Annotated in this window: 4 protein-coding genes; 3 read left to right on the forward strand and 1 reads right to left on the reverse strand. The window is 33.7% G+C overall.

The window, feature by feature from the left end; translation table 11 throughout:
* Positions 1 to 291: 291 nt before the first annotated feature.
* Together HN894_13485 and HN894_13490 are read left to right on the forward strand one after the other, a co-directional pair.
* Complete coding sequence (locus tag HN894_13485; protein ID MBT7144335.1) at positions 292 to 1173, forward strand: cell filamentation protein Fic; 882 nt, start codon at positions 292 to 294, stop codon at positions 1171 to 1173.
* Positions 1174 to 1589: 416 nt separating this feature from the next.
* Entirely contained in the window at positions 1590 to 3695 is a 2106-nt protein-coding gene (locus tag HN894_13490) for a T9SS type A sorting domain-containing protein (protein MBT7144336.1), read from the forward strand.
* Between the two features lie 126 nt (positions 3696 to 3821).
* Here HN894_13490 and HN894_13495 read toward each other — a convergent pair whose 3' ends face one another.
* Positions 3822 to 7628 carry a hypothetical protein gene (locus tag HN894_13495; protein MBT7144337.1) on the reverse strand — a complete coding sequence of 1269 codons (3807 nt, stop codon included), beginning with the start codon at positions 7626 to 7628 and terminating at the stop codon, positions 3822 to 3824.
* 516 nt (positions 7629 to 8144) lie between these two features.
* Between HN894_13495 and HN894_13500 the strand changes: the two genes are divergently transcribed.
* Positions 8145 to 9232, forward strand: a 1088-nt coding sequence (locus HN894_13500; GenBank protein MBT7144338.1) for a hypothetical protein, incomplete at its 3' end; no start/stop codon positions are given.

The following is a 9232-nucleotide window of genomic DNA, read 5'->3' on the forward strand; positions in this document are numbered from 1 at the left end:
GATAGTAACTTATTGGAAAAAAATATACATGAACTCCATTTTTATTTAAAAAATTAATGTTTTTTATCAAAGCTTGCATTTGTCTGTATTACAGAATATTAACATCATTTTGCTTGTTTTTGTGAATTATGCAGGTTAAAAGAATTGAGAAGAAAAATGATAAATAAGTGTCAACGCTTTACATCCATACACATCACTGTAACCTAACACCACAGACTTCAACTAAAAGATAATATTTTCATAACTTTGCACAGATAATTATGGAGTGACATAATAGATAACATTAAAATTATGAGTAAAGCAAAAATATCCATACGGTTTTTTGACGACCGCGAAGTGCGAGCCGTTTGGGACGAACAAAACGCCAAATGGTGGTTTAGCGTGTTGGATATTGTAGCTTTGCTTGCCGACCAAGACGACTACACCAAAAGCCGCAACTATTGGAAATATCTTAAAGCCAAGTTAAAGAAAGAAAACAGTCAAGTGGTTAGTGCCACTACCCAGTTGAAACTTCTTGCACCAGACGGCAAAAAGCGTTTAGCCGATATGCTCGACTACAACGGTATTATTGCCTTAGGCAAAGAATTTCCGGGCAAAAAGGCAAACCGATTCATAGATTGGTTTACATTCAGCGATGAAAGCATAGATGGAAAAAGCAAAACTAAAGCGTATGCCATGTTTGAAAGTTCTTTTATCAACAGCAAAGAAGTTGGCACAACCAAAGGTTTACAACAAATACACGCTTATTTGTTTGGCGGATTGTATGATTTTTCGGGACAAATCAGACAAAAAAATATTTCAAAAGGTGGTTTCCAATTTGCCGTATCACGCTTTTTAGGCGAAACATTAAAGCAAATAGAAGCAATGCCCGAAACTACATTTTACGAAATCGTAAACAAATATGTAGAAATGAACATTGCACACCCTTTTATGGAAGGCAATGGCAGAAGCGCCCGAATATGGTTGGATTTGATATTAAAAAAACGCCTTAAAAAATGCGTGGATTGGAGTAAAATAGGCAAGCGTGATTACATGAATGCAATGATGTTAAGTCCAACAAAAAGTAGTGTTCTAACAACTCTTTTGAAAAATGCGCTCACTACCAAAATAAACGACCGCGAAATGTTTATGAAGGGAATTGACTACTCATATTACTACGAAGAAAATGACTAAAGATAAAATGGCAAAAATGGGCTGCACACAACGAAAAATGAAAGCGAAACAACAAAACAGAAAACAGCAAAACCTCAATAAATAGAACTATTAGCGGTTTGCAAAACCGAGTCCCGATGAAAAATCGGGATTAAGCTAAATTCAAAGCTATGAACCTCCAGTCCATGCTGGTTTTTTGTATTAAAAAAAAACGAATCAAAAACTATTGAAATAATATCATCAGATATTTCTTGCACATAATTTTTATAGCCTAATGTTTTAGCATTTTATCATTTTTATTTACACTAATCTCAATTTTTTCTGCCTCAATATCTATAAACCAATCTATTTGGGAATTAAATATTTGTATTGTATTTGATATAATATACATTTGCACTGTTTTAAAATTATTGAGAAATTAACCTATTTATTGAAATATGAGACTTAAATTTAGTTTATTACTTATTGGTATTGTGCTTTTTCAGAGTTTAATAGCCAAAAAAGTTGAAACTACAAAAGCTAAAAATATTGCGAAAAACTTTTATTACGAACGAGTTCAGCAATTCAAACCAGTAAAATATCACCAACTATTTTTATACAAATCAGAGCAAAACAGTCAAAAAGAAAATCCTTCATTTTATATTTTTAATGTAGGACAAAACGATGGTTTTGTATTAGTTTCTGCCGACGATGCAGTAGTTCCTGTTCTGGGATATTCTTTTTCAGGAACAATGGATTTAGAAAAAATTCCACCTGCTCTCGATTTTGTTTTAGAGAACTACAAAAATCAAATTCAAAACACAGTTGAAAGACAGATACAAGCAAATAGTTCAATTCAACAAATGTGGTCGAAATTAGATTATTCTGATCCTTCAGTTGCTTCAAATGAAAAAAACACATCGGTTGGACCATTGCTTTTGACCCATTGGAGACAAGGATACCCTTATAATGAATATTGTCCTGATGATATTGAAGGCCCGGGAGGACATGCCTTGGTTGGTTGTGTAGCTATTTGCATGGCACAAGTTATTAAATACTATAATTATCCGGAAACCGGCGAAAGTAGTTCATCGTATTATGCTACCGGATATGGATACCAAAATGCAAATTATGGAAATACAACATATGAATGGACTCATATGCCAAATTCTATTACCGAAAGTAACAGCGAGCTTGCAGAGTTTTTGTTTCATTGTGGTGTTGCTGTTGAGATGAATTATGGACCTGAAGGATCCGGTGCTTACACAAATAGAACTGTCACTGCCCTAAAGGATAATTTCAAGTATGCGGATGCAATTTCTTTAATGAAAAAAGTGGATTATACAGATCAGGAGTGGATTGATATGTTAAAAAATGAATTAGATAATTTACGACCAATGATATATGCCGGAAGGGAAGGTCAGGGTTTGGTCGGTCATGCTTTTAATTGCGATGGATATCAGGGAGACGACTATTTTCATATGAACTGGGGTTGGGGCGGACAGTCTGATGGATTTTATCGAATTAATTCATTGAATCCTTCAGGAAGCAATTTTAATTTCGATCAAACTGCTATAATAAATATATATCCCGCCGCAAACTACCCGGAACATTGCACTTCATTCAAGCTAATTGATGGTAACGAAGGTTCGTTCAATGACGGTAGTGGTGTCGAGGAATATCATAATGTTGTTGATTGTCAGTGGCTTATTTCGCCATATTGTGGAAGTGGAATTGAGTTGAGTTTCGATGAATTTGATCTTGCAGAGGGCGATACACTTTATATTTACGAAGGAGAATCTACTACAGATAAAATATTAGCAAAATATTCAGGTAATACAATTCCAGACAATGTAATTTCTACAGAAAATAAAATGCTTTTACAGTTTTTGTCAGGAAGTAATTATATGTCGCAAGGTTGGTCTGTAAATTATAAATCAATATCTTGTCAAGGAACAAAAATATCTTACGATACTGAAGGAACCGTTTCTGATGGTAGTAATTCGTGCGATTATCAAAAAGCAGCAATCTGCAATTGGGAAATTTCTCCGCTTCAAGCTGAAGTGATAAATATTCACTTTACCGATTTTGAGCTTGCTGAAGATATTGATAATTTGAAAATTTATAAAGACGATATATCGAATGCAAACTTGATTGCAAGATACGATTATGAAAACCTACCAACAGATTTGACCATAAATTCAGGAACAATATTTATAAGATTTTTCTCCGATACTGATAATAGTTCTGGTGGCTGGTCTTTAGAATATACTTCAGATGTAACTTCTGTTGAAGAAAAAAATATTAGCGATCTTTTTAGAGTTTTTCCAAATCCAGCTACTAATTTGATCAATATTGAAAATCTGACAAACAAAAATATTGCATCAATCGGGATGATAAATATTTTCGGACAAACAGTTTTGCAGTATTTCCCTGAAAAAAACTATTCAATCAACTTGCTTTCTATTGATATAAACGAAATTGCAGACGGAGTTTATTATCTTAGGATAGAAACTGAAGAGAAAGTTTTCAACCAAAAGTTTATTGTTTGTAAGTCGAACTAAAAACAATTTGCTGCTGAAATTTAAATAGTGGCACTATTCAGGAAATGCAATCTTCCGTTTAAAGAAATAATTGAAATGAAAAAATTCAAAGTTTTCGAATAAAATTATCTCGAAGATGTATCAATTTCAATTCGCCGGATAAAACAAAATTGCACTGCCACTCATATTTATCTGATAAGCTTTACCGGGAATCATATCTCCAATTTGGTTTATGCTAAATGATGGCCAAAATATCTGTCCGCTATCGTTTTTTACAATGTCAATATTGGAAATTATTGAATTCAGCATCAAATCTATAGGTGCAGCCGAAGTTCGTAAATAGCCCAAAATGCTCCAGCCGGTATTTAAATTAATAGCAAAGTTTTCAGGATAAATAAAGTCTCCTGAAATTAAAAGTGTATCGCTCACAAACATATTGATATTGTAACCTTCGCCAAGACTTATATTTCCTATCAAATTGACATTATATTGCGGAAAAAATGTGTTTCCATTACCATCTTTCACAAGTTGTACATTGCCGATAATTTCAGAAAAAATACTATCAAGTGATGCTTCAAAAGGATCTACATTTATAGAAAAAATACTCCAGCCTTGTTGTAATTCAATTGTTTGCGAGCTTGAAGAAAATGCTTTAAGCGAACTTAATCCGCTTATTCCGTTAGTTGTAAAATATCCTTCATCTAAAAAATTAATTGTATTATATGTTGGTGTTGCAAAAAATTCTTGCTGGTCGGAGGCTCTCCAAATCTTCCAAATAAATTCTTCATTGCTTGTGAAGCCATCGTTGCCATTATATTCGCCCCAAGCCGAAAGAGCAGTTTGATATCCTTGCCAAAGAATTGTGCCGCCGCAAGCCCAAAATCCAAGCGAATCGTAAAATACTCCAAGATAGTCGCCTATTTGAATTTGCTGATTTTCAATGGAAATTTCTATAGTATCCGGAATCAAAATTGTATGATTGTCGGCTGTATTTGAAAAGCCCCAGGGAGGCTGGGGAAATGGTGTATTTACGAAAAAATATTCTGTCAATGAACAATTGTTAATATCCGAAATCGTAACATAATAATTTCCTGAAACTAAGTTAGAAATATTTTGCTGAGTGGCAGAGTTCGACCAGATATATTCATAAGGACTAATACCACCTAAAACTGTAATGTCGATAGCTCCATCGTTTGAACCAAAATTGCTAAGATCTGAAATTTGAGATGAGATTTCTAATTCTTCAGGCTCCTCTATAATACTAATATTGATTGTATAGCAGCCATTTAGGTCGTTGATAATTACTGCATAAATGTTAGCAGATAAGTTTTGAATATCCTCGTTAGTTGCTCCAAACGACCAACTGTAAAAATATGGTGAAGTGCCTCCAAATACTGTCATATCAATGCTACCATCGTTGCTACCATAACACGATATATTTTCACTTTCGATAGTTGAGATCAAGGGTGTAGGCGAAACAATTTCAGCACTATCAATCGCAGTACAACCAATGCTATCGGTTACTATTGCAAAATATAAACCTGCCGAAAGTGAATTTATATTCTGGCTTGTTTCGCCGTTCGACCATGTATAATCTTGATAAGGTTCTATTCCTCCTGTAGGAGAAATTGAAATAGCTCCATCGAAAAAACCAAAGCAAGATGTTGGAGAAGCTTGCATATTTAAATTAAATTCTTCGGGTTGGGGCACAAAGATATTTTCCATTAAAAAACAATTATTGTCATCGAAAATGAGAATATTGTAGGTGTCTGAATCTAAATTCATTATATCTTCGGTAGAATTGCCATTAGACCAATAAAACGAATATGGACTGTTGCCACCCATAGGATTTAAATTGATTGAACCATCGTTTCCTCCATAACAACTGACTTGATTTGTAGTAAATTCAATATTTATTTGGGCTGGTTCAGATACAATCAAATTTTCGATAATGCTACAAGAATTGGCATCGGTAATTGATACAGAAAAAGCATCAGCTTCCAATAAAAACAAAGAACTTTGATTTTGTCCGTTCGACCATAAATATTGGTATGGTGAAATTCCACCAGAAACATTCAATTCGATGGAACCATCGGAATTTCCAAAACAACTCACATTGTTAATATTTGCATTAAGTATAAAAGGATTTTGAGGCTGTGAAATGAAGATACTATCTGAGATTTCGCAATTATTTGCATCAATGATTGTAATATTGTAGCTCCCCGAAATCAGGCTATTGATGTTCGCAACAGTATCATCGTTCGACCATTGATAGGAATATGGTAGATTTCCGCCAAGTAAATCAGCGCTAATATTACCGCTACTATCTCCAAAACAAAGAATGTCGTTTCCAATTAGATTCAATGAAAATTCGTTAGGCTCAACTATTTCTTCTGAAGAGATTATTGTGTTATTGTCAGAATCTGAAATAGTTATAGAATAAATTCCTTCTGCCAAATTAAATATATCTTCTGTAGTTTCTCCGTTCGACCAACTAAAACTATAGGGTGCAATCCCTCCCGAAATAGTAATATCAATTTCTCCATTGTTTTCGCCAAAGCATGTGATGTTGGTTCCTGAAATATCAATATTTATTGAAGAAGCCGCAAGAGTATTTAATCCACTAATTCCGTTTGTAACGAAAAGATTTGAATCCGGAAAAAGAGGATTGTCGCTATAAGTAGCTGTTGCATTATGTTCACTACCCTCTGAACCATCCCAAATTTTCCATTTAAATTCTTCATTTGAAGCGAAGCCATCGTTTCCAAGATCTTCACCCCAAGAAACTAAAGTAGTGGTTAAGTTTTCCCACATAATATATCCACCGCAGGTTAATGTCCCCAGCGAATCGTAAAAAACTCCAATATAATCGCCGGTTTGTATTTGAATTCCATCAATACTGATTGAGTTAGTGTCTGCAATATATATAATGTGATTTGTTCCGGTAGAATTGAAATACCAATCGGGTGTCCCCGAAAAATAAGATATTTCTATGGCATCGTTACTTTGGCAGTTGTTTTGGTCGCTTATTGTAACAGAATATGTTCCCGGTTGAATTGCTGTAATTGTCTCGGTAGATTCACCGGTATTCCATAAATATGATGCCCAATTTCCTGCATCAATCTCGTATGTTTCACCTTCAAGGACTGAAATGTTATTGCCCAAATCGAATTGAGGAAAGCCATAGTTTTCTACGCTCAAATAAATTGTGTCGTTAAATTGATTGTTGTCGCCAATTAAATTGGCTACAGCTGTAATTTGATATATCCCAATATTTGAAAGATTTTCAATTGTATTAAATGTAATTGTACTTGTTGCACCTGATGCTAAATTTCCTGAATATTGCTGAGTTTGAATCGTTCCTGAGCTCAAAGAATACTGAATATCAAAAGTATAGATTGGGATTGTTCCAACATTTTGAATGAAAACGGAAACTTGTTCATTTGCAGACAATTGACAAGCCGATTGAGGTGATAGTATCGAAATGATTGCAATATCGGGACCAGAAATACTTGTTGCCGACAATGATCCTAAACCGCTTATTCCATTTGCTGAAAAATTTCCTTGATTTGGGTAGGAGCCGGTCAAATAGCTTGCTTGAGCACTAAACTCTTGTGCATCAGAAACTCTCCAAATTTTCCATGTAAATGTTTCGCCTGTTGCAAATCCATCGTTTCCATCGTCGGCACCCCATGCCGCAATACTGGTGGTTGTCCCTTGCCAGATTGCGTAACCACCGCAGCTTAATGTTCCAAGCGAATCGAAAAATACTCCAATGTAATCGCCTTGAGAAATTTGTGTACCATCAATAGTTAATGGTATTGAATTTGGAACAATTATTGTGTGGTTTGTTCCCGTAAATTCGTAGTACCATGATGGTTGTGCAAAACTAACGAATGGAACAAACAATAATAAACAAAACAAAAAACAAATAGATTTTTTTCTAAAACTCATATCAATTATTTACTTTTTTCAACAACTCAATAAAATGCAAAATAACTAAAAATATGAAGTTTTCTATTTTGAAATTTTCGATATACTTATTTTAACTTTAAATTTTTATAAAATCTCACGCATAGCTGCTGTTAGATCGTAAAGAACAAAAAAATCAGTAATGAGTCTTTGATATATTATATTTCATGACTTTGGGTCTTACTGACTTTGCATGATGATTTTTTCATAATATTCTGAAAAAAGTTCGATTTAAATTTTTGTTCTCAATAGATTTAAGTACTTTTACAACTAATTCAAATCAATCAAGAGGCTAATGTGCTGTATATTAAATAATTACACCCCCCCCCTTAATTTAGATGTATTATTATATGCGGTTTTTGTATGCTTTCTTATAGATTTTTTTGTAAATAATTTTTTAATTTTTGATTTGTCACGGCTCGAGCCTGGATAATTATGCACTTTTTTTCAGAATAGAATTTCAATTAAAATTTTGTTTAATTATTTAAAGAGTCAATTATGAAAAAATTATGTATATTTTTATTATTTAGTATTTTAAGTTTAGGAATGTATTCACAAAATCAATATTTGGAGACTAATACAGGAAGCACTAGTGTAGATATTGTGGATATTAATGTTCATAATATTTATAAAGACATTTATGGAACCGGTGGTTTTGGTGTTGTAAAAATAAATTGGTACGATCCTATGACTGGCTATGCAGGCTGGATAACCGAACAAATTCCTACAAATCTACAAACATTTGCAATTGCATCACCGGAAAACAGAGGTGGTTTGATAGTAGGAGCAGAAGATGCTACATTATATATGAGAAATGATGATAATGGTAATATCTCATATGGCGAGATAATATTAGATCTGACAAGTACCAACGATGTTTTGTGCCTTGAAGCTTACGAGGAGTATCTAATTGTTGGAGGCGAAAACGGATTATTATATACTGGGAAATGGAATCAAACAAACGGTGATTGGATCTGGACTTCTATTATTCTTACAAGTTTCCATATTCGTTCAGTTGCAATTGTTCCAAAAGGCACTGGATATTTAGTCGGTGCATTTGGAGACGAAAATGTCAATTTTATTTCTGAGGACTTTTTTAATACCACTACAAGTCCAATTTCTTCATTTGCAAATTTCCATGCATCTCATTTTTGTAGCGATGGTACAAATGTGAGGATAAATGTAGCCGGTGATGATATGCGGATATATCAAAGTGTAAATAGTGGAGCTACTTTTACAAATAATAATTTCCCGTATTACCCAGTTCAAAACATAGTTTCTAAGGATAAATATACTATTAATGTATGTGGCTTTCAGCCGGGCGAACTTATTAAAACAACAGACAATTGCCAAACTTGGGAAGAAATTGCAATTCCCGGAAACGAAGTTGTAAACGATATTGATATAAATGCCGATTGCCGTGTAATTGGAGGTGGAAATAATAATTTTGGGTGTAATAGACAAAAAGGAGGCTGTTTGACCTTGATATTTTTCAAGTGGACAAAAAGGAGGCTGTTTTTTTTAGCTAAAAAAACGATTTATGTAGCAGTGTTTTATCTTTGTATTATCAAGTTAAACGGAAGCAA

This window comes from Bacteroidota bacterium (assembly GCA_018692315.1).
Taxonomy (GTDB): domain Bacteria; phylum Bacteroidota; class Bacteroidia; order Bacteroidales; family JABHKC01; genus JABHKC01.